18 protein-coding genes are annotated in these 22,335 nt (G+C 63.0%); 12 read left to right on the forward strand and 6 right to left on the reverse strand.

What is annotated here, in order from left to right; genetic code table 11:
• Positions 1 to 203 precede the first annotated feature (203 nt).
• The 5 genes from gshA to tauD all read left to right on the forward strand — a co-directional run bounded on the left by gshA (position 204) and on the right by tauD (position 5,574).
• Entirely contained in the window at positions 204 to 1,787 is a 1,584-nt protein-coding gene (gene gshA / locus M1B34_RS08795; RefSeq protein WP_268264880.1) for a glutamate--cysteine ligase, read from the forward strand.
• A gap of 173 nt (positions 1,788 to 1,960) precedes the next feature.
• The gene (gene tauA, locus M1B34_RS08800) at positions 1,961 to 2,938 is read left to right on the forward strand and encodes a taurine ABC transporter substrate-binding protein (protein WP_268264881.1); all 978 of its coding nucleotides are present in this window, start codon (positions 1,961 to 1,963) and stop codon (positions 2,936 to 2,938) included.
• A 27-nt stretch (positions 2,939 to 2,965) separates the two neighbouring features.
• The gene (gene tauB / locus M1B34_RS08805) at positions 2,966 to 3,760 is read left to right on the forward strand and encodes a taurine ABC transporter ATP-binding subunit (protein WP_123329038.1); all 795 of its coding nucleotides are present in this window, start codon (positions 2,966 to 2,968) and stop codon (positions 3,758 to 3,760) included.
• A complete protein-coding gene (tauC, locus tag M1B34_RS08810) occupies positions 3,757 to 4,596 on the forward strand; it encodes a taurine ABC transporter permease TauC (RefSeq protein ID WP_268264882.1) in 840 nt (279 codons plus the stop codon). Before tauB ends, tauC begins: the two co-directional genes overlap by 4 nt.
• A 144-nt stretch (positions 4,597 to 4,740) precedes the next feature.
• Positions 4,741 to 5,574 (forward strand): taurine dioxygenase, encoded by an 834-nt coding sequence (gene tauD / locus M1B34_RS08815; RefSeq protein ID WP_123329895.1) that lies wholly within the window; start codon positions 4,741 to 4,743, stop codon positions 5,572 to 5,574.
• A 161-nt stretch (positions 5,575 to 5,735) separates the two neighbouring features.
• Here tauD and mgrA read toward each other — a convergent pair whose 3' ends face one another.
• Genes mgrA through M1B34_RS08830 form a run of 3 tightly spaced genes read right to left on the reverse strand, consistent with a single transcriptional unit; the run spans position 5,736 to position 10,446 of the window.
• Complete coding sequence (gene mgrA, locus M1B34_RS08820; protein ID WP_268264883.1) at positions 5,736 to 6,773, reverse strand: L-glyceraldehyde 3-phosphate reductase; 1,038 nt, start codon at positions 6,771 to 6,773, stop codon at positions 5,736 to 5,738.
• A 42-nt stretch (positions 6,774 to 6,815) separates the two neighbouring features.
• Entirely contained in the window at positions 6,816 to 8,141 is a 1,326-nt protein-coding gene (locus M1B34_RS08825) for an LLM class flavin-dependent oxidoreductase (RefSeq protein WP_268264884.1), read from the reverse strand.
• 46 nt (positions 8,142 to 8,187) lie between these two features.
• Positions 8,188 to 10,446 (reverse strand): TonB-dependent receptor, encoded by a 2,259-nt coding sequence (locus tag M1B34_RS08830; RefSeq protein WP_268264885.1) that lies wholly within the window; start codon positions 10,444 to 10,446, stop codon positions 8,188 to 8,190.
• A gap of 208 nt (positions 10,447 to 10,654) precedes the next feature.
• Between M1B34_RS08830 and M1B34_RS08835 the strand changes: the two genes are divergently transcribed.
• Complete coding sequence (locus tag M1B34_RS08835; RefSeq protein WP_123329029.1) at positions 10,655 to 11,701, forward strand: LacI family DNA-binding transcriptional regulator; 1,047 nt, start codon at positions 10,655 to 10,657, stop codon at positions 11,699 to 11,701.
• Positions 11,702 to 11,756: 55 nt separating this feature from the next.
• Here M1B34_RS08835 and M1B34_RS08840 read toward each other — a convergent pair whose 3' ends face one another.
• Entirely contained in the window at positions 11,757 to 12,647 is an 891-nt protein-coding gene (locus M1B34_RS08840) for a LysR family transcriptional regulator (protein WP_268264886.1), read from the reverse strand.
• A gap of 134 nt (positions 12,648 to 12,781) precedes the next feature.
• Here M1B34_RS08840 and M1B34_RS08845 point away from each other — a divergent pair, with 134 nt between their 5' ends.
• The gene (locus tag M1B34_RS08845) at positions 12,782 to 13,522 is read left to right on the forward strand and encodes an SDR family oxidoreductase (protein WP_268264887.1); all 741 of its coding nucleotides are present in this window, start codon (positions 12,782 to 12,784) and stop codon (positions 13,520 to 13,522) included.
• A gap of 137 nt (positions 13,523 to 13,659) precedes the next feature.
• Here the strand turns inward: M1B34_RS08845 and betT are convergent, their stop codons facing one another.
• Both betT and epsC read right to left on the reverse strand, forming a co-directional pair.
• On the reverse strand, positions 13,660 to 15,624 hold the full coding sequence (betT, locus tag M1B34_RS08850) for a choline transporter BetT (RefSeq protein WP_185039134.1): 1,965 nt from the start codon (positions 15,622 to 15,624) through the stop codon (positions 13,660 to 13,662).
• A gap of 384 nt (positions 15,625 to 16,008) precedes the next feature.
• Positions 16,009 to 16,935 carry a serine O-acetyltransferase EpsC gene (gene epsC, locus M1B34_RS08855; protein ID WP_123329022.1) on the reverse strand — a complete coding sequence of 309 codons (927 nt, stop codon included), beginning with the start codon at positions 16,933 to 16,935 and terminating at the stop codon, positions 16,009 to 16,011.
• A 191-nt stretch (positions 16,936 to 17,126) separates the two neighbouring features.
• Between epsC and M1B34_RS08860 the strand changes: the two genes are divergently transcribed.
• From M1B34_RS08860 to M1B34_RS08880, 5 genes are all read left to right on the forward strand, one after another.
• Positions 17,127 to 18,122 (forward strand): D-cysteine desulfhydrase, encoded by a 996-nt coding sequence (locus M1B34_RS08860; RefSeq protein ID WP_123329020.1) that lies wholly within the window; start codon positions 17,127 to 17,129, stop codon positions 18,120 to 18,122.
• Positions 18,123 to 18,407: 285 nt separating this feature from the next.
• Positions 18,408 to 19,205 (forward strand): cystine ABC transporter substrate-binding protein, encoded by a 798-nt coding sequence (gene tcyJ / locus M1B34_RS08865; RefSeq protein WP_123329018.1) that lies wholly within the window; start codon positions 18,408 to 18,410, stop codon positions 19,203 to 19,205.
• Positions 19,205 to 19,921: a cystine ABC transporter permease gene (tcyL, locus tag M1B34_RS08870; protein WP_425273431.1), complete on the forward strand. Its 717-nt coding sequence runs from the start codon at positions 19,205 to 19,207 to the stop codon at positions 19,919 to 19,921. The genes tcyJ and tcyL overlap by 1 nt, the downstream gene beginning before the upstream one ends.
• 4 nt (positions 19,922 to 19,925) lie before the next feature.
• Entirely contained in the window at positions 19,926 to 20,687 is a 762-nt protein-coding gene (tcyN, locus tag M1B34_RS08875) for an L-cystine ABC transporter ATP-binding protein TcyN (RefSeq protein ID WP_123329016.1), read from the forward strand.
• Between the two features lie 387 nt (positions 20,688 to 21,074).
• The gene (locus M1B34_RS08880; protein WP_268264888.1) at positions 21,075 to 22,316 is read left to right on the forward strand and encodes an SfnB family sulfur acquisition oxidoreductase; all 1,242 of its coding nucleotides are present in this window, start codon (positions 21,075 to 21,077) and stop codon (positions 22,314 to 22,316) included.
• Positions 22,317 to 22,335: the final 19 nt, after the last annotated feature.

Consider the following 22,335-nt stretch of genomic DNA (forward strand, 5'->3'; position numbering starts at 1 on the left):
AATTTGGGTTAATTTCGACGCTGCGAAAGCGGCGTCGGCATTTTCCTGCCTGCGCCACGGCCAGATTCAGGGATGCATGTTGGCATTTGCGAATGAGTCGGCATGACTCCCAAACCAGGCGAAAACGCCAGTTTTAACTTCACCCTTGTAGACCGTCCTGCCCACCCCCATATTGGGGCGACTGACGCGTGAAGGAATCCAACTTGAGCGAACTTCTCAACCGCCGCCTGGCCTTGCTTGGCGAGCGCGCTAACCTCTCCCTGCTCGAGCAGTGCCTGCACGGCATCGAACGTGAATGCCTGCGTGTGACCGGCGAAGGCCGCCTGGCACAGACTCCGCACCCGGAAGAACTGGGTTCCGCGCTGACCAACGAACAGATCACCACCGACTATTCCGAGTCGCTGCTGGAGTTCATCACCCCGGCCCTACCCGACCCGGCAGACACCCTCAGCAGCCTCGATAAGATCCACCGTTTTGCCTACAGCAAGCTCGGCAACGAGTACCTGTGGAGCCCATCGATGCCGTGCCCGTTGCCGGCCGAGGAAGACATCCCGATCGCCTATTACGGCACCTCCAACATCGGGCAGCTCAAGTACGTGTACCGCAAGGGCCTGGCCCTGCGCTACGGCAAGACCATGCAGTGCATTGCCGGGATTCACTACAACTTCTCCCTGCCGGAAAAGCTCTGGCCCCTGCTCAAGGAAGCCGAGGGTTTTGTCGGCAGCGACCGCGACTACCAGTCCTCGTCCTACATCGCACTGATCCGTAACTTCCGCCGTTACAGCTGGTTGCTGATGTACCTGTTCGGCGCCTCGCCGGCCCTGGACGCAGGCTTCCTGCGTGGCCGCTCGCACCAGTTGGAACAGCTGGACGCCGAGACCCTGTACCTGCCCTACGCCACCAGCCTGCGCATGAGCGACCTGGGTTACCAGAGCAACGCCCAGGCTGGCCTGACCCCTTGCTACAACAACCTGAGCAGCTACACCGACAGCCTGCGCCAGGCCGTGGCCACGCCGTATGCGCCGTACGTGGAAGTCGGCACCCACAAGGATGGCGAGTGGGTGCAACTCAACACCAACATCCTGCAGATCGAAAACGAGTACTACTCCAACATCCGCCCGAAACGCGTGACCTACACCGGCGAGCGGCCGATCCAGGCGCTGATGGCCCGGGGCATTCAGTACGTTGAAGTGCGTTGCCTGGACATCAACCCGTTCCTGCCCATGGGCATCGACCTGCAAGAGGCGCGCTTCCTCGATGCGTTCCTGCTGTATTGCGCGCTCAACGACAGCCCGCAACTGGAGAACACCGAGTGCAGCAATGCCACCTCGAACTTCCTCAGCGTGGTCAAGGAAGGCCGGCGCCCGGGCCTGCAATTGCAGCGCCAGGGCCAACCGGTGGACTTGAAGCAATGGGCTGGCGAACTGCTGGAGCAGATCGCCCCGCTGGCAGCCTTGCTCGACCAGAGCCACGGTGGTGATGCCCACAGCAAAGCGTTGGACGCCCAACTGGCCAAGGTCAAGGATCCATCCCTGACCCCTTCCGCCCAAGTGCTGGCGGCCATGGCCGAGCACAAGGAAAGCTTCAGCCAGTTCTCCCTGCGTCAAAGCCAGGCCCACGCCGAGTTTTTCCGCAGCCCTGGGTTGAACAAGGAAGAGCAAGCGGCGTTCGAGGAAGCAGCGCGTAAATCCCTGGCCCAGCAGACCGAGCTGGAACAGAACGAAGTGGGGGATTTCGACGTGTTTGTCGGCTCCTACCAAGCCAGCATCCTGGCTATCAGCAACTGACGTTTCGCCGGCCAGCCGGCTCCTACACCTTCCCGTAGGAGCCGGCTGGCCGGCGAACAGCGCCCACGCATTTCCCCTCATAAGCTAATGCAAAAAAGTTATTTATTTCTGCATTCTTAGATCATTTAGTCTCCTCTCACGCCGATCTCCGGCCGCCCATGAGGAGCTACCCGATGAAACTGCACTTCCCCCTTCGCCTCCTGGCGGCCGCGTCCCTGGCTGCAGCGAGCTTCTTTGCCCAGGCGGCCGACGTCACCGTCGCCTACCAGACCACCGTCGATCCAGCCAAGGTCGCCCAGGCCGACGGCGCCTATGAAAAGGCCACCCAGGCCAAGATCGATTGGCGCAAATTCGACAATGGCGCCGACATCATCGCCGCCATCGCTTCCGGCGACGTGCAGATCGGTTACCTGGGTTCCAGCCCGCTGACCGCGGCAATCACCCGCAAGGTACCGGTGGAAACCTTCCTTATCGCCACCCAGATCGGTGCAGCCGAAGCCCTGGTGGCCCGCGAGAGTTCGGGGATCAAGACCCCGCAAGACCTGATTGGCAAGAAAGTCGCCGTGCCGTTCGTGTCCACCGGTCACTACAGCCTGCTGGCCGCCCTCAAGCACTGGAACATCGACCCGTCGAAAGTACAGATTCTCAACCTGGCGCCACCGGCGATCATTGCTGCCTGGAAACGCGGTGACATCGACGCCACTTACGTATGGGACCCAGCCCTGGGTGTAGCCAAGGAAAACGGCAAAGTGCTGATCACTTCCGGCGAACTGGCCAAGTTCGGCGCGCCGACCTTTGACGCCTGGATTGTGCGCAAAGACTTCGCCGAGAAGCACCCAGACATCGTCAAGGCCTTCGCCAAGGTCACCCTGGACGCCTACGCCGACTACCGCAAAGACCCGCAAGCCTGGCTGGCCAACCAGAGCAACGTCGACAAGCTGGTGAAACTCTCCGGGGCCAAGGCCAGCGACATCCCCCTGCTGCTGCAAGGCAACGTCTACCCGCTGGCGGCCGACCAAGTCATCACCCTCGGCGCGCCGACCACCAAGGCCATCACCGACACCGCCGTGTTCCTCAAGGAGCAAGGCAAGGTTGAAGCCGTGCTGCCGGACTACGCGCCCTTCGTCAGCGCCAAGTTCATCACCAACTGACGCCCACCCACAGAGGAGATAGCCGTCATGGCGTTGCTACAACTGGAGCGCATCAGCGCACAGTACCCCGGTGCCGCCGAGCCGGTGCTGGCGGATATTTCCCTGGACCTGGGGCCCCAGCAACTGCTGGTGGCCCTTGGGCCTTCCGGCAGCGGCAAGACCTCGCTGCTGAACCTGATTGCCGGTTTTGTCGAACCCAGCGCCGGACGCATCACCCTCGACGGCGTGCCAGTCAAAGGTCCCAGCGCCGAGCGCGGCGTGGTGTTCCAGGACGATGCGCTGCTGCCCTGGCAGGACGTGCTGGGTAACGTCGCCTTTGGCCTGGAACTGGCCGGCGTGGCCCGCGAGCAACGTGAAGCCCGCGCCCGGGACATGCTCTCGCTGGTGGACCTGAACGGCTTCGACAAGCGCCGGATCTGGCAATTGTCCGGTGGCCAGAAACAGCGTGTAGGCCTGGCCCGCGCCTTGGCCGCCGACCCACGGGTGCTGCTGATGGACGAACCCTTCGGCGCCCTCGATGCCTTTACCCGGGAACAGATGCAGGAACTGCTGCTGCAGGTCTGGCGTCGCACCGACAAGCCGGTGTTCCTGATTACCCACGATATTGAAGAAGCCGTATTCCTCGCCACCGACCTGATTCTGCTGGCCCCCAATCCAGGGCAGATCGTCGAGCGCCTGAGCCTGGATTTCGGCCAGCGCTACGCCGCCGGCGAATCGGCCCGGGCCATCAAGTCCGACCCACGCTTTATCGAAACCCGCGAACACGTGCTGGCTCGAGTGTTTTCCCAACGCAGCGCCGTCCAGCGCCAGGAGCAGGCATGAGCAGCTACGAGATTCCGGCGACCAGCACCCAGCCCGCCACGCCCAAAGCCGCAGCGCCTGTGCGCCGTAGCCTGAGCACCCGCTGGATCAGCCTGCTGACCCTGGTCACCTTGCTCGCCCTGTGGTGGGCAGTGACCGCCAGCGGCTGGATCGAGCCGCTGTTCCTGCCGCCGCCTGCCGCCGTGCTGCAAAAAGGCTGGTTGCTGGCCACCAGCGGCTACATGGATTCCACCCTCTGGCAGCACCTTGCGGCGAGTCTGCAACGCATCGGCCTGGCCCTGGGGTTTGCCGTGTTGACGGCCATTCCGGTGGGCATCGCCATCGGCGCCAACCGCATCGCCCGGGGCATCCTCGACCCGCTGATCGAGTTTTACCGGCCGATCCCGCCCCTGGCCTACCTGCCGCTGATCGTCATCTGGTGCGGCATTGGCGAGCTGTCCAAGGTGCTGCTGATCTACTTGGCGATTTTCGCCCCGATTGCCATTGCCACCGCCACCGGCGTGCGCACCGTGGACCCGGCCAAACTGCGCGCCGCACAGTCCCTGGGCGCGACCAAGGCGCAACTGATCCGCCACGTGATCCTGCCCAGCGCCTTGCCGGACATCCTCACTGGCGTGCGCATCGGCCTGGGCGTGGGCTGGTCGACCCTGGTGGCCGCCGAGCTGATTGCCGCCACCAGCGGCCTGGGCTTCATGGTGCAGTCCGCGGCCCAGTTCCTGGTCACCGACGTGGTGGTCCTAGGGATCCTCGTGATCGCCCTGATCGCCTTTGCCATGGAGATGGGCCTGCGCGCCCTGCAGCGCAAGCTGGTGCCCTGGCACGGCCAATCCCACTGACCAAGACAGCCCCCTGTATCCCTGTGTAGGAGCTGGCTCGCCAGCGAAGAGGCCCGCAAGCCTCATACCCACCGCTCGGCCGCCTTCGCCAGCAAGCGGAACGCCGCCCGGCCGCGCCTACCCACAACGAATTCGAGAATGACCATGAGCCTGACCATTACCCCTTTAAGTTCTGCACTGGGTGCCCAGATCCGCGGCGTCGACATCAGCCAGCCGTTGAATGCGGAGCAACGCGATGCCATCGAGCAGGCGCTGCTCAAGCACCAGGTGCTGTTCTTCCGCGAACAGCCCATTACGCCCCAGCAGCAGGCGCGCTTCGCGGCGAATTTCGGTGACCTGCACATCCACCCGATCTACCCCAATGTGCCGGAACAGCCGGAAGTGTTGATCCTCGACACCGCCGAAACCGACGTGCGCGACAACGCCATCTGGCACACCGACGTGACCTTCCTGCCGACCCCGGCCCTGGGCGCGGTGCTCAGTGCCAAGCAACTGCCGGAGTTCGGCGGCGACACTCTGTGGGCCAGCGGCATCGCCGCCTATGAAGCGCTGTCGGAGCCGATGAAAGCCCTGCTCAAGGGCCTGACGGCCACCCACGACTTCACCAAGTCTTTCCCCCTGGAGCGCTTCGGCAGCACCCCCGAAGACCTGGCCCGCTGGGAAGAAACCCGACGCAAGAACCCGCCGCTGTCGCACCCGGTGATTCGTACCCACCCGGTGAGCGGGCGCTTGTCGCTGTTCGTCAACGATGGCTTCACCACCCGCATCAACGAACTCTCCGACAGCGAAAGCGAGGCCATCCTCAGACTGCTGTTCGCCCACGCCACCCGCCCGGAGTTCACCATTCGCTGGCGCTGGCAGGAAAACGACGTGGCCTTCTGGGACAACCGCGTGACCCAGCACTACGCCGTCGACGACTACCGCCCGCAACGCCGGGTCATGCACCGTGCAACCGTACTTGGCGACGTGCCGTTCTAAGGCCAAACCCACGACGCCGCCCTGGCCACGCGTCATATCAAAGACTTCGAGGAGCCCAGCGGCAGCCTGATCAATCCCTGGCAACCGCTGGAGATTTGAACCATTCGCCGGCAACCCCGCCCCTGTAGGAGCCGGCTTACCGGCGATGACGCCCTAGCGCCTTACTCCGCCGTCGATGGTTTTTCCCACAAGTTGATTCCGCCTTCCTGGGCAAAGCGATCGATTTCCGCCAGCTCTTCGGCACTGAAGCTGAGGTTGTTCAGGGCTCCGACGTTTTCGATGATTTGCTCCGGCCGGCTGGCGCCGATCAGTGCCGAGGTCACACGAGGGTCCCGCAGGGTCCAGGCCAGGGCCAGTTGCGCCAGGCTCTGGCCACGGCGCTTGGCAATCTCGTTGAGGGCGCGGACGTGGGCAATATTGGCCTCGGACAAATGCGCCGCCTGCAGCGAACCGCCCCCCGGACGGTTGACCCGCGCGTCTTGCGGAATGCCGTTGAGGTATTTGTCCGTCAGCAGGCCCTGGGCCAACGGCGTGAAGGCGATCACCCCGGTACCCAGCTCCTCGGTGGTGTCCAGCAGGTCTTTTTCCACCCAGCGGTTGAGCAGGTTGTAGGCCGGCTGGTGAATCAACAACGGCACCTTCCAATCCTTGAGCAACGCGGCGATCTCGCGGGTTTTCACCCCGGAGTAGGAAGAGATGCCGATGTACAGCGCCTTGCCTTGCTGCACAGCGGTAGCCAGGGCGCTGGCGGTTTCTTCCAGCGGGGTGTCCGGGTCGAAGCGGTGGGAATAGAAGATATCCACGTAGTCGAGGCCCAGGCGCTGCAGGCTCTGGTCGAGGCTGGCCAAGACGTATTTGCGCGAACCGCCGCCCTGGCCATAGGGGCCGGGCCACATGTCCCAGCCGGCCTTGCTGGAGATAATCAGCTCATCGCGGTAGTGCTTGAAGTCTTCACGCAGCAAGCGACCGAAGTTGATCTCGGCGCTGCCGTAGGGCGGGCCGTAGTTGTTGGCCAAGTCGAAGTGGTTGATGCCCAGGTCGAACGCGGTGCGCAACAGCGAGCGCTGGGTATCGATCGGCGTGCTGTCGCCGAAGTTGTGCCACAGGCCCAGGGACAATGCCGGCAGCACCAGGCCGCTGCGTCCGACGCGGCGGTAGGGAATGGAGTCGTAGCGGTTTTCGGCAGCCAAGTAAGTCATCGAATCCTCTCTCGTTTACGCTCAAAAAATAGGTGAAGCGAATCAGGCAAAGCGATGTTTCGGCCGCGCCAACCCGAGGTTCTCGCGCAGCGTCTTGCCTTCGTACTCTGTTCTGAACAACCCGCGACGTTGCAGTTCCGGAACCACGCCCTGGGCAAAATCCTCCAAGCCGCCAGGCAGATGGGGCACCAGCACGTTGAAGCCGTCGGCCGCGCCTTGCTCGAACCAGGCCTGCAACTCGTCGGCGATCTGGCTCGGCGTGCCGATCAGGCTGTAATGCCCGCGCCCGCCGGCAATCTTGCGCCCTAGTTCGGCCAGGCTCAGGTTGTCCTTGCCCGCCAGCTCGGTCAGGAGTTTCTGCCGGCTTTGCTGGCCGCTTTCAGTCAGTGGCAACTCAGGCAAAGGCCCGTCCAGCGGGTACTGCGACAAGTCGAAGTTGCCCAGCATACGCCCCAACAAGGCCACGCCCACTTCAGGCTCGATCAGTTGCTGGAAGGACTCGAATTTTTCCCGGGCCAGGCTTTCGGTCTGCCCCACCACCACAAACACCCCGGGCATGATCTTCAAGGAATCGGCGCTGCGTCCGTACCGGCCCAGGCGCCCTTTGAGGTCGGCATAGAAGGCTTGGGCACTGGCCAGTGACGCCTGGGCAGTGAACACCACCTCGGCGGTTTGCGCCGCCAGCTCGCGCCCGGCTTCCGATGAGCCGGCCTGGACGATCACCGGGTGCCCCTGGGGTGGCCGAGCCACATTCAACGGCCCCTTGACCCGAAAGTGCTCGCCCTGGTGATTCAGCACATGCAGCTTGGCCGGGTCGTAGTACTGGCCGCTGGCTTTGTCGCGAACAAAGGCGTCGTCCTGCCAGCTGTCCCAGAGTCCGGTGACCACCTCGTGGAACTCCTTGGCCCGGCTGTAGCGCTCGGCGTGGCCGATGTGCTGGTCCCGGCCGAAATTCTGCGCTTCAGCGGCGTTATCGGAAGTCACCAGGTTCCACCCGGCCCGACCACCGGAAAGATGGTCCAGGGACGCGAATTTACGTGCTACATGGTACGGTACGTTATAGCTCGTAGTGGCGGTGGCAATCAGCCCAATATGGGCTGTAATCGCACTGAGGGCAGAGAGCAGCGTCAAGGGCTCAAAGTGGTCAGAACGGGCCATTCGACTGGCGATCTCGCTGCTATCTGCAGCGATACTGTCGGCAACGAACAAGGTATCGAACTTCGCTGCCTCGGCGATCAACGCCAGCTGTTTGTACGCTTCAAAGTCTAGTCCAGCATCAGCCGGTACGTACGGGTGGCGCCAGGCGGCAACATGATGCCCAGTGGCCATTAAAAAGGCGCCGAGCTTGAGCTGTCTTGGGCGAGTCATAAGCACTTTCCTTTACGAATCATTGAGGGTTGTTGCACGCAACGGCTCAAAAATCCTTACGCAGCTGCACACCGAAATAACGTTCGTCGTCCCGTGGCACGGCGCGGTAGATGTAATTGCCACCACTGGCCAGCAAGGGCGAATAGGACTTGTCGGCGAGGTTCTTGCCCAGCAGCGCTACGCGCCAACCCTGGTTGTAATCGGCCAGGGCGATGCTGGCGTTCCAGATGCCATAGGCGCCCTGCTTGGTGTCGAGGTTCTGGTTGATGTCGTACTGCACTTCGCTCTGCCAGCTGTAATCGGTGCCCAGTTCGATATCCAGGCCGTTATCCAGTGGAATGCTGTAGTCGGCACGCACGTAACTCTTCCAGTCCGGGCTGAACGGCAGCGGCTTGCCATTGACGTTGCAGGTGGCCGCCGCGCCCGCCGGGCAGGCGAATTCGTCGATGCGCGCACGGGTATAGGCCAAGGCACCGGAAAGCTTGAGTTGCTGGGTGGCCTGCAGGGCGTAATCCAGCTCGACACCTTCGGTACTGACGCTGCCGGCATTGATCAGGCGGGTCACCACCTGACCGGCCACGGTGTCGAAGAAGTTGGCCTGGTAGTTGTCGTAATCGCTGTGGAACACCGCTAGGTTGGTGGTCAGGCGATTGTTCCAGCTGGTGGCCTTGATCCCGGCCTCCCAGGTGTTGGAGGTTTCCGGCTTCAGCGCGTCGGTGTCCCGCGGCTGCATGTTGAAGAACACGTTGTAGGCCGGGCCTTTATAGCCGCGGGAATAAGTCAGGTAAGTGGTGACCGCGTCGCTCAGGTCGTACTGCACGCCCAGGCGGCCGGACCAGCCATCCTCATCCACCGAACCGGAGCTGCTGGTACCGGGCTGGATGCCGGCCACCTGCACGGCCGAGGTGGACACCCGGCGGTGGTCGTATTTCAGGTCGTCGTGGGTCCAGCGCAGGCCGGCGATAGCGCGAAAGTCCGAGGTGAAGTTCAGGGTGCTTTCACCAAACACCGCGTAGCTGTCGTTGGTGGTGCTGTAGTCGGCGATGCCCCGGTTGGTGCTGGTGGTCGTGGTGAGGGTGCGCTGATAGGTCTCCTCATCCTTGCCGTGCATGTAAAACAGGCCACCGACGTATTCCAGGAACTCGCCCTTGGGCGACGCCAGGCGCAGCTCCTGAGAGTACTGGTTGTAATCCAGCTCACCTTTGTCCGCTGTGCTCGGGAAGGCCGCGGTGATGGTGCCGAGGCGGTCGCCATCCTGATATTGGGTGTTGTTCCAGCCACGCCAGGCGGTGATCGACGTCAGGGTGTAGTCGCCCAGGTTCCAGTCCAGTTGGCCGGACAGGCCCTTGTTGACGTCCTCCACATGGGAGCGGGTATCGGTGTTGATATCCCGGTTGTCGCTGCTCGGCCGCACCGGGTTCAAGGCATTGGCAAAGGCCGGGGTCAGGGCCTTGCTGACTACGCCGTTGGGCGCGTCGTCGTGGGCCTGCATGTAGTCCGCTGCCAGGGTGAACGTGAGGTCGTCGCTGGGGGTGAATTCCAGCTTGCCGCGCACCCCTTTGCGGTTGTAGCCGTTGACCTCCTGGCCGTTGTGCTGGTTGTCGACGTTACCGTCATAGCTGCCGAACAGCGTGGTCACGGAGCCCTTGAGGGTGTCGGGAATCAGGCTGCCGCCAATGCCGAAGCGGGTGCGACTTTCATTGCCGCTGTAATAGGCCTGGTCGATGTAGCCGTGGGTCTCGGCGCTGGGCGCCTTGGTCACGATATTCAGCACACCGGCCGAGGAGTTCTTGCCGAACAGGGTGCCCTGGGGCCCCCGCAGCACCTCGATGCGCTCCAGGTCCAACAGGTCCAGGGTGGCCTGGCCCGGGCGGCCATAAACCACACCGTCGATCACGGTGGCCACTGTCGGCTCGACGCCCGGCGAGGTGGAAATGGTGCCCACGCCGCGAATGAACAGCGAGGTGTCTTTGTTGGAAGCACCGGTTCGAAAGTTCAGCGACGGCACCTGTTGCACGATGCTCGCCACGCCGTTGCGGTTGTCCCGCTCCAGTTGCTCGCCGTCCACCACCGAGACCGCTACCGGCACCTTCTGCAGCGACTCTTCGCGGCGGGTGGCGGTGACCGTGACTGACTTCAGGGTCGGTTCCTGGTCTTGCGCGGTGGCGCTGCTGTCGGCGGCAAACGCCCCCGGGACCGGCAACGCGGCCAACCCTGCCAACAGCCAGCCCAGGTGCTGCCGACGAGCACCGGCGGCGCGGATCGAACGCGCCAGTTTCTGCTGTTCCCCAAAAATCTTCTGCATGCTGCACCTGCTCGAAATAAGCCCTGAACCGCCGCCGATCTACGCCGGCCGCGCCTGGAAATTCTGTCGTGGGCATTCGCTCGAGCGAGTAGCAGACATCGCGCTTTGTTAGCGCTAACATCGCCAGTATCGACAAGCCGTACATAGACCGTCCAATACTGAAAAATTACTTTTATATGCCTTTTTGTTCGTTAAAAGGATCAGGCTTTTGACTGCTGAAAAAATCCCCGGGCGCAAACGCCGCGGCGCCGGACGCGTGACCCTGAACACCGTGGCCAAGCAAGCAGGTGTTTCGGCGATCACCGTGTCGCGCTATTTCAACCAGCCCGACAGCGTCTCCCCGGAGCGACGGGAACGCATCGCCGAGGTGGTGGCGCAACTGGGTTATGTGCCAAACTTGGTGGCCGGTGGGTTGGCGTCAGCCCGGGGCAAAATCGTCGCCATGGTGATTCCCAACATCTCCGGGCCGATCTTCGCCAACACCATCCAGGGCTTCAGTGACACCCTCAGTCGCCACGGCTATCAGCTGTTGCTGGCCTCCAGCTATTTCGATGTGCAGCAGGAAGAAAGCGCCGTGCGTGCCTTCCTCGGCTGGTCGCCGGCGGCCCTGGTGCTGACCAGCCACTTCCATAGCCCAGCGACGGAAAAGATGATCGCCGAGGCGGACATCCCGGTGATCGAGACCTGGGATTACCAACCCCACCGGGAGCCGGTGCAAATCGGTTTCTCCCATTATGAGGTGGGCGTCACCGCCGCCCGCTACCTGCACGGCAAGGGTTATCGGCGCATCGCCTTTGTGCAAAACAGCGCCCCCGGCGACTTCAGCGCCCTGGAGCGACGAGACGGTTACGCGGCAACAGCCCGCGAACTGGGGCTGGAGCCCTGGGTATTCGCCCCGGATGCGGATCGGGCGCCGTTCGAGGCCGGCAAACAGGCGATGGAGGCCCTGATGAACGCCACGCCGCGTCCCGACGCCATCATCTTCGCCAACGATAACCTGGCGGCCGGCGGCTCCCTGGCCGGGCAAAGAGCCGGCCTGAACATCCCCGAAGACTGCGCGGTGCTGGGCTTTGGCGACTACCCCTTCGCCGAGATGCTGTTGCCGAGCCTGAGCACCATCAAGCCGCCGGCCCTGGAGATCGGCGTGCTGGCAGCAACCCGAGTACTGGAGAGCCTCGGGGTGCTGCCGGTGGAGGACGAGGTGCAGCGCTTGAACCTGCTGCAGTGCCAGCTGATCGAGCGTGAAAGCGCTTGAAGGCTGGCTTACAGGCGTTTAGGGGAGGCTTCAGGCCGACAGCTCTCGCAACGCCTCAGCGGGCTTCGGTGAACACTTCACTCAGCCAGTCGACAAACACCCGTACTCGCGGCGACATCTGCCGGTTGTGGGGGTAAAGCACTGAGACGGGCATGGGCGGCGGCGCGGTATCGGTGAGAATTTCCTGCAACTGGCCCTGGGCAATCTGCTGCGCCACGCCGTAGTGGGGGCATTGGATAATGCCCAGCCCGGCCACGGCGGAGGCCTTGTAGATCTCCGCGCCGAAGACCGTCAGCGCGCCGTCGATGGGCACTTCCTGCAACTCGCCATTGACCATGAACTGGAAGGGGAACAGCGCGGCCGTGGTCCGCGAAACGTAGTTCACCGCGCGGTGCTCGCCGAGTTCGGCCAGGCTTTGGGGTTCACCAAAGCGCCGCAGGTAATCCGGGCTGGCGCACGTGACTTGGCGCAGGTTGGCGACCCGACGCCCGATCAGCGACGAATCCCCCAGCGTCCCGGCCCGCAGCACGCAGTCCACGCCTTCGGCGATCAGGTCGACAAAACGATCCGCCTCACTGATGGACAACTCGATCTGTGGATAACGCGCCATGAACGCCGGCAAGGCGGGGATCACGAAGTACTTGGCCAGGGTGCCGTGCAGATCCACCCGCAGCCGGCCTTTGGGCGCCACGCTGCGAAACGCCAACTCGGCCTCTTCCAGCTCTGCCAGCAACTGCACACACCGCAGGTAATAGGCCTCGCCATCCAATGTGGGCCGCACCCGACGGGTACTGCGTTCCAGCAGGCGAGTGCCGAGCCAGGCTTCAAACTGGTTGAGGCTGTGGGTCAGGGTGGCCCGGGGCAGGTTCAGGTCGTCGGCGGCCTGGGTGAAGCTGCTGCGCTCGTAGATCCGCACAAAGATCTTCATCGCTTTGACTTGATCCACGTAAGGCTCCTGGCGCTGGATTGTTGGCGATTCTTGAACAGTGAGGGCAACTCTGGGGCATTTATCGATTTGGGTAAACAGGTGAATCTGCATCCACCCGAAGCCCAGCACCTCCCTCGAAAAGGAAACCCTCCATGACCCAACAGACCTGCAAAGTCGCCATCGTCACCGGCGCGTCCCGCGGCATCGGCGCAGTGATTGCCAAGCAACTGGCCAGCGACGGTTTCGCCGTGGTCATCAACTACGCCAGCAGCGCCACCGAAGCCTCCAGGCTGGTGGTGGAACTGCGCCAGGCAGGGCACCAAGCCATAGCGATCAAGGCCGACGTGGCCAACGCCGCCGACGTGCACCGGCTGTTCGATGAAACCGAAGCCCAACTGGGCAAGGTCGATGTGCTGATCAACAACGCCGGCATCCTCAAGGTCCTGCCCCTGGCCCAACACAGTGACGAGCTGTTCGAGCAGACCTTCGCCATCAACACCCGCGGTACTTTCAACACCCTGCGCGAAGCCGCCACCCGCCTGAATGATGGCGGGCGCATCGTCAATTTTTCCAGCAGCACCGTTGGCCTCAACCTGCCGGGTTATGCGGTGTACATCGCCAGCAAGGCCGCAGTGGAATCCTTGACCCAGGTGTTCGCCAAGGAATTGCGCGGGCGCCAGATCACGGTCAACGCCGTGGCGCCGGGACCGGTGGCAACCGAGTTGTTTATGCAGGGGAAAAGTGAGGAGCAGGTCCAGGGCTTTGCCAAGATGCCGCCCCTGGAACGCCTGGGGCAGCCGGAAGACATCGCGCAGATCATCGGTTTTCTGGTGAGCCCGGCCGCAGGCTGGGTCAACGGGCAAATCCTGCGGGCCAATGGCGGGCTGGTGTAACGCCCGCACACGATAAAAATCACCCTTGTAGGAGCCGGCTTGCCAGCGATCAGGCCACCCAAGCTGGCGGGCGCCATCGCTGGCAAGCCAGCGCCTGCAGCGAGCCTCGTGTGGCGGCGCAGGTCCTAGTTCGCGCCTTAACGCACCAGATGCAAAAACTGCATGTGGCGCTCGTACTGGTCGAGGATGTCGTTGATGATCTGCTCCTTGGTGTAGCCCATCAGGTCGTAATCCTGACTGCCCTCGGCCAGGTGCACCTCGGCCCGGTAATAGCGGCGGTTGCGCAGCTCTTTCGGGCCCATGCCGCCACGGGCGAAAGACGGGGTGAAGTAGCCGCGCATCTGCACCTGATAGATGAACGGATGCTGGTCACCGTGGCCGATCTCCAGGCTGACGTTGTCGTTGGCCGGGTCCGGCTGAGTGACCACGTTCAAGCCCTTCTCGACGAACACCGCCGTCACTTCCTCAATGGCCGGGCGCACCGTCTGGTCGAGGAAGCGATACACCTCATCCCGGGACGGGAAATGCACCGCCTGGCTCAAGCGCTGACGCCAGCCGCCCTTGCCTCGCCGTGACGACGCCGACACTGGCGCCAGGGAATGCAGCTGGGCAATGCGCTTCTGCGATTCCAGGTAGAAGGCCTTGTGCAGCCCCCACATCATCAGCAGCAAGATCATCGAGAACGGCAGCGAGGTCAGCACCACCGCGGACTTCAGCGAGTCGATGCTGCCAGCAAACAGCAAGGCACTGGTGACCAGCGCAGTCATCGCACCCCAGAACACCCGCAGCCATTTCGGCCCGTCTTCATCGGCATTGCCGCCACGGGCCGACAGGGTCGAAAGCACCACGGTGCCGGAATCCGCCGAGGTGACGAAGAACACAAAGCTGATGAACACCGTGACCGCGATCACCGTCTTGCCCCACGGGTAGGTTTCCAGCAGCAGGTACAGGGTCATCGAGGGGTCGTTGAGGGCGCTCATGCCCAGCGCGCTCATGCCGTGGTTGAGCACCTGGTCGATGGCGCTGTTACCGAAAATCGACATCCAGGCCAAGGTGAAACCCAGGGGAATCAGCAGCACGCCGAAGACGAACTCACGGATGGTCCGGCCACGGGAAATACGCGCGATAAACAGCCCGACAAAGGGCGACCACGCGATCCACCAGGCCCAATAGAACACCGTCCAGCCGCCCAGCCAGTCACTGGGTTTGTCATAGGCGTAGACGTCGAAACTCTTGACCGGCAGCGCCCCCAGATAGTCCCCAAGGTTCTGGATCAGGGTGTTGAGCAGGTGCTGGGTGGGCCCGGCGAACAACACGAACAGCAGCAGCGCCACCGCCAGCAGCATGTTGATGTCGGACATGACCCGCACGCCCTTGTCGACCCCGGACACCGCCACCAGGATCGCCGCGCCCATCATCAAGGTGATCAGGCCCACCTGAATCCACTGGGTGTGGGCGATGCCGAACAGGTAGTCCAGCCCGGAGTTCAAGTGCAGCACGCCAAAGCCCATGTCGGCGCCCAGGCCGAACACCGTGGCGATGATGCCGAAGCCGTCCACCGCATAGCCGATGGGGCCGTTGATGCGCTTGCCGATCAGCGGGTAGAGCGCCGAGCGCAGGGCCAGGGGCAGGTTATGCCGGTAGGCGAAATAGGCCAGGGCCATGCCGACGAAGGCGAATACGCCCCAACCGTGCAGACCCCAGTGCAGGAACAGCAGCTGCATGGCCTGGCGCGCCGACTCCGCCGTGCCCGCCTCGCCTTGTGGCGGCTGCAACATGTGGGTCAGGGGTTCGGAGACACAGAAGAAGAACAGGGTGATGCTGATCCCGGCGGCAAACAGCATGCCGGCCCACGACAGGTAGCTGAACTCGGGTTCGTCGTGGTCGGCACCGAGCTTGATCTTGCCGTAGCCGGACAAGGCGGTGACCACCACGAAGACCAGGTACAGGGTCATCGCCAACATGTAGTACCAGCCGACCGTATTGGCCGCCCAGTTTTGCGCTGCCAGCAACCAGGCACCGGCTTGTTCCGGCATGGAAATAACCACCAGGCCGAAGATCAGGATAAAGCTCGCGGCGAAGTAGAACACCGGAGGGTTCATGCGGACCAGGCCGCTAGCGGGGGTAGACGATGCACTCATGAACGGTGCACCTCGAGGGGGTAAAACATGGCTGAAAGACACGGACTCAGCAAAGGCAAGCCTCCTGTTGTGAGCGGGCGGCGAACCACCGGTTTAACTTGAACAAGCGTTCAATTTAAACATGGATAGGGGTTCAGGACTAATCGCAGGGCTCAGCGGTACTGTGCGTACGCTAGCTCAAGGAAGGGTATGACGTAGCCCTGCGAAAATCGTTCAGCCCAAAAACCGCCGCTGCGCGCCCTACAACACCACCCCCCGTAGGAGCCGGCTTGCCGGCGATTGGGCCTCAAGTCTTGCACAGCCCTTGCGACCGCCATCGCTGGCCAGCCAGCGCCTACAGGCCGGTTATTTTTGTGTGCCGTCGTCGTGCTGCAAGTTGGCCTGGGTCAGGTTGCAGCCGGCCGGTACGCTGCGGGTCAGCCAGACGTTGCCACCAATGGTCGAGCCCTGGCCGATGGTGATGCGCCCGAGAATGGTCGCGCCGGCGTAGATCACCACGTCGTCCTCGACGATCGGATGCCGAGGGTGGCCCTTCTGCAATTGCCCGTCCTCGTCCGCCGGGAAGCGCTTGGCGCCCAGGGTCACGGCCTGGTAGATGCGCACGCGCTCACCGATGATCGCGGTCTCGCCAATGACCACGCCCGTGCCGTGATCGATAAAGAAGCTGCGGCCGATCTGCGCGCCCGGGTGAATGTCGATGCCCGTGGCCGAGTGAGCGATTTCCGAACTGATCCGTGCCAGCAACGGCAGGCCGGCGCGATACAGGTGGTGGGCCAGGCGGTGGTGAATCACCGCAAGGATCCCCGGGTAGCAGAGCAGCACCTCATCCACGCTGCGCGCCGCCGGGTCGCCGTGGTAGGCCGCCAGCACGTCGGTGTCCAACAACACCCGTAAACCAGGCAGGGCCAGGGCGAAATCCTGGATCAGGCGAATGGCCGTGGCATCCACCTCGGCATCGGACTGGCCACTCTGCCGGGCCGCGTAGCGCAACTCCAGGCGGGTCTGGGCAAGCAAGGCGTTGAGGGCCACATCCAGGGTATGGCCGACATAGAAGTCTTCGCTTTCCTCACGCAAATCCACCGGCCCCAGGCGCATGGGAAACAGCGCCCCGCACAGGGCTTCGAGGATCTCGGCCATCGCCGCCCGCGACGGCAACTCCCGGCCGCCCTGCTCACCGCTGACCCGGCCGTTGCGGGTACGCCACTGGTCACGGGCATCACGCAGTTGGCCAACGATGGTCTGCAATTGCCAATGGCTGGAACGCTCGCTCACGATAAGACTCCTTACTCAAGCGGCCGGACGATCGGGCCGCGGAAACGGCCCTCACTTTACGGTATGCGCCGGAGGCCGAATTAAGAACTAATTGTGCTGGCTTAAGCACTTTTCGGCATAAGGCAACAACGGTTGCCCGGGCAAATATCGCTGCCTATAGTCCATCCACTTCTACTGACCCGTGCGGCCCCATGATCAAACAACAGCTCGACCGTTTTAATCGCCTGGACCTTCTCGGTCACGCCACCGCCCTGGAAAAACTCGAACGCCTGTCCGCCTGGCTGGGCCGCGATGTCTACGTCAAGCGCGACGACACCACCCCACTGGCCATGGGCGGCAACAAGCTGCGCAAACTCGAATACCTGGCCGCCGATGCCCTGGCCCAGGGCGCCGACACCCTGATCACCGCCGGTGCCCTCCAGTCCAACCACGTGCGCCAGACGGCCGCCCTGGCCGCCAAGCTCGGCTTGGGTTGCGTGGCCCTGCTGGAAAACCCCATCGGCACCGACGACGCCAATTACCTGGGCAACGGCAACCGCCTGTTGCTCGACCTGTTCGACGCCAAGGTCGAGCTGGTGGACAACCTGGACAACGCCGACGAGCAATTGCAGGCCCTCGCCGCGCGCCTGCGCAGCAACGGCAAAAAGCCCTACCTGGTGCCCATTGGCGGCTCCAACGCCCTCGGCGCCCTGGGTTATGTACGCGCCGGCCTGGAGCTGGCCCAGCAAATCGAAGACAGCGGCCTGACCTTCGCCGCCGTGGTCCTGGCGTCAGGCAGCGCCGGCACCCACAGCGGCCTGGCCCTGGCCCTGAGTGAAGCCCTGCCCGAGCTGCCAGTGATCGGCGTCACCGTGTCACGCAGCGACGAAGCCCAGCGGCCCAAGGTCGAAGGCTTGGCCGAGCGCACCGCCGAGCTGCTGGGCATGCGGTTGCCGGAGCATTTCAAGATCGAACTGTGGGACGAATACTTCGCCCCGCGCTACGGCGAGCCGAATGCCGGCACCCTCGCCGCGATCAAGCTGGTGGCCAGCCAGGAAGGGCTGCTGCTGGACCCGGTCTACACTGGCAAAGCCATGGCCGGCTTGCTCGACGGCATCGGCCGCCAGCGTTTCGACGACGGCCCGATCATCTTCCTGCACACCGGTGGCGCGCCGGCGCTGTTTGCTTATCCGGGGGCTTTTGCCTAAGCAGTGGGGAGCCTGGATCTTGTAGGGGGGCTTGGGGCGTTATCGCTGGCGAGTCCGCCCCTGCAGAAGGTGCCGTTGACAGGGGAATAATTGATAAAAAAGGAATAACAAAGTGAATTTATATTATTTTTAAACCTATGCGTGGCGCTTTATAGTCGCGCCGCAGGCTCATTTGTCGCGAGACGCACAGTGCCGATTTAGGGCAGGATATTGCGTTCGCTCCCGCTCACCGATTGACCTGCATCTCCCACCCGCAACTCCCATAAAAACCCACAGGGGCTTGTCATGAATTTTTCCGTTCTACGTCGCAATCTGCTTATCGGCACACTGGGATTGGCACTGGGTGCCGGGATGCTGGGGCAGGCGGTTGCCGGTGAGCAGCTGCAAAAAATCAAAACCGCCGGCGTGATCAACATCGGCCTGGAAGGCACCTACCCGCCCTTCAGCTATGTCGATGAAAACGGCAAGCTGGCCGGCTTCGAAGTGGAGTTCTCCGAAGCCCTGGCGCAGAAGCTCGGGGTCAAGGTCAAACTGCAGCCGACCAAATGGGACGGCATTCTCGCAGCCCTCGAATCCAAGCGTCTGGACGCCGTCGTCAACCAGGTGACCATCTCTGAAGAGCGCAAGAAGAAGTACGACTTCTCCACGCCTTACACCGTTTCCGGCATCCAGGCCCTGACCCAGAAAAAGGACGAAGGCAAGTTCAAGACCGCGGCCGACCTGGGTGGCCACAAGGTCGGTGTCGGCCTGGGCACCAACTACGAACAATGGCTCAAAGAGAATGTGCCAACGGCGGTGATCAAGACCTACGACGATGATCCGACCAAGTACCAGGACCTGCGCGTCGGCCGTATCGAGGCGATTCTGGTGGACCGTCTGGCGGCCCTGGAACTGATCAAGAAAACCAAGGACACCCTGGTGGTTTCCGGCGAACCGTTCTCCCGCCAGGAAGCCGGTATAGCCCTGCGCAAAGGCGAGCCGGAACTGCTGGCTGCGGTGAACAAGGCCATCGACGAACTGCGCGCTGACGGCACCTTGAAGAAGCTTTCGGAAAAATACTTCGCCGCTGACGTCACTCAATAATGGAGGCAAGTGTTCAGTTCGGACTGCACTTTCCGCAGTTGAGCCAGCAACTGGCCGAGACCGTCCAGTTGCTGGTGGAGTCCGCGCCCTTCCTCCTCAAGGGCGCGTACTACACGGTAGTCCTCAGCCTGGGCGGCATGTTCTTCGGCCTGTTGCTGGGCTTTGGCCTGGCCCTGATGCGCTTGTCGCGCTTCAAGCTGTTGAGCTGGATCGCCCGGGTCTACGTGTCGTTCTTTCGCGGCACGCCGCTGCTGGTGCAGCTGTTCGTGATCTATTACGGCCTGCCGCAACTGGGGATTGAAATCGATCCCCTGCCCTCGGCGCTGATCGGCTTCTCGCTGAACATGGCCGCCTACGCGTGCGAGATCCTGCGGGCCGCCATCAGCTCCATCGAGCGCGGCCAATGGGAAGCCGCGGCCAGCATCGGCATGACCCGGGCCCAGACCCTGCGCCGGGCGATCCTGCCACAAGCCATGCGCACCGCCCTGCCACCGCTGGGCAACAGTTTTATTTCCCTGGTCAAGGACACCGCCCTGGCCGCTACGATCCAGGTCCCGGAGCTGTTCCGCCAGGCCCAATTGATCACCGCCCGCACCTTTGAAGTGTTCACCATGTATCTGGCCGCCGCCCTGATCTACTGGATTCTGGCCAGCCTGCTGGCGCACCTGCAGAACCGGCTGGAAGAACGGGTCAATCGGCACGACCAGGAGTCTTGAAAGCATGATTGAGGTTGAAAAACTGACGAAGCAGTTCAAGGGTCAGACGGTGCTCAACGGCATCGACCTCAAGGTCGAAGCCGGGGAAGTGGTGGCCATCATCGGCCCCAGCGGCTCGGGCAAGACCACCTTCCTGCGTTGCCTGAATTTTCTCGAAGAACCCAGCAGCGGGCGGATCAAGGTCGGCGACATCGCCATCGATGGCAGTCGCCCCTTGAGCCAGCAGCAGGGCCTGATCCGCCAATTGCGGCGCCAGGTGGGCTTCGTCTTCCAGAACTTCAATCTGTTCCCCCATCGCACCGCGTTGGAGAACGTCATTGAAGGCCCGCTGGTAGTGAAGAAGACCCCGCGCCACTTGGCTGAAGCCCTGGGCCGCAGCTTGCTGGCCAAGGTCGGCCTGGCCGGCAAGGAGGACGCCTACCCACGGCGCCTGTCGGGAGGCCAGCAGCAACGGGTGGCGATCGCTCGGGCCCTGGCCATGGAACCGGAAGTGATCCTATTCGACGAACCGACCTCGGCTCTCGACCCGGAACTGGTGGGTGAAGTACTGGCGACCATCCGCGGCCTGGCCGAGGAAAAGCGCACCATGATCATCGTCACCCACGAGATGGGCTTTGCCCGCGACGTGGCCAACCGAGTGATCTTCTTCGACAAGGGCGTGATCGTCGAACAAGGCGAAGCCAAGGCCCTGTTCGCCAACCCCAAGGAAGAGCGCACCCGGCAGTTCCTCAGCAAATTCATCAGCGCCAGCCACACCCCGGCCTGATCCCCTGAACAGCGGGACGCAGAGCGTCCCTGGCGGGGTTGCCACGCAGAGCGCGGGAACCAGAACCGCATATCCCCCACACACCCTCGTTCCCACACTCTGCGTGGGAATGCATCCCGCGACGCTCTGCGTCCAGCCCTGACCCGCTCGGCCAAGATAGAAGCGCTTCAGGCTCCGATTCAACCCTTCTATTCATATTCCTAAAAGTTAGTTTATTTAATTTTTATACACGTTTAGGGTATATGAACCGGACCACCGGACATTCTTGATTCTGATTTCGCCGCACTCTCGCGGCCTATCCAAAAGAGATGAGGTAGGTATGGTCCGGAACACAATCACCCCAGTGCAGATCGCCAGGGCATTGCGTGTAGCCAAGGAGTGGCGCTGATGTCCAGCTTGACCGACGCACAGGTCCAGAGCGACCTGGATATCGCCCCGCTGTTGTTGCCTGCCCAAGTGCTGCACAACGACGCACAGGCCCTGCAAGTCGCCCATGAATTGGCCGCCGTGGCCCGCCAGCAAGCGGCCCGCCGTGATCGCCAGCGCAAGTTGCCTTGGGCCGAGATCGAGCAGTTCACCCGCAGCGGCCTCGGCAGCATCGCCATCCCCCGTGAATACGGCGGCCCCCAGGTGTCGTTCGTGACCCTGGCAGAGGTGTTCGCCATTATTTCCGCCGCCGACCCGGCCCTGGGACAGATCCCCCAGAACCAGTTCGGCGTGATCAACCTGATTCTCGGCAGCGGCACCGAGCGGCAGAAAAAACAACTGCTGCAAAGCGTGCTGGACGGCTGGCGGATTGGTAACGCCGGCCCCGAACGCGGCACCAAGCACACCCTGGAACTCAAGGCGCGCATCACCGCGGACGGCGATGGCTACGTCATCAATGGCCAGAAGTTCTACTCCACCGGCGCCCTGTTCGCCCATTGGGTGGCGGTCAAGGCGCTCAACGATGACGGCAAGCAAGTGCTGGCCTTCGTCCGCCGCGGCACGCCGGGCCTGCGCATTGTCGACGACTGGTCGGGCTTCGGTCAGCGCACCACCGCCAGTGGCACCATCTTGCTCAACAACGTGCGGGTCGAGGCCGAGCTGGTCCTGGATAACTGGCGGATCAACGAATCGCCGAACACCCAGGGTGCGGTGTCGCAGTTGATCCAGGCGGCCATCGACGCCGGCATCGCCCGCGCGGCCATCGACGACGCCATTGAATTCGTTCGCGAACGTTCGCGGCCCTGGGTCGATGCCCAGGTCGAGCGGGCCAGCGACGACCTGTATGTGATCGCCGACATCGGCAAGCTGAAGATCGAGTTGCACGCCGCCGAAGCCCTGCTGCGCAAGGCCGGCCAGGTGCTGGACCAGGTCAGCGCCGCGCCGCTCACCGCCGAGTCCGCGGCCCGTGCTTCGATTGCCGTGGCCCACGCCAAGATCCTCACCACCGAAATTTCCCTGCTGGCCAGCGAGAAGCTGTTCGAGCTGGCGGGCAGCCGCGCCACCCTTGAAGAATTCAACCTCGACCGCCACTGGCGCAACGCCCGGGTGCACACCCTGCACGACCCGGTGCGCTGGAAGTACCACGCAGTGGGCGCTTATCACCTCAATGGCACGCTGCCGGCTCGTCACTCCTGGATTTAACCGACCAGACCTCTGGAGA

Source organism: Pseudomonas morbosilactucae, from assembly GCF_023241715.1.
In the GTDB taxonomy this organism is placed as follows: domain Bacteria; phylum Pseudomonadota; class Gammaproteobacteria; order Pseudomonadales; family Pseudomonadaceae; genus Aquipseudomonas; species Aquipseudomonas morbosilactucae.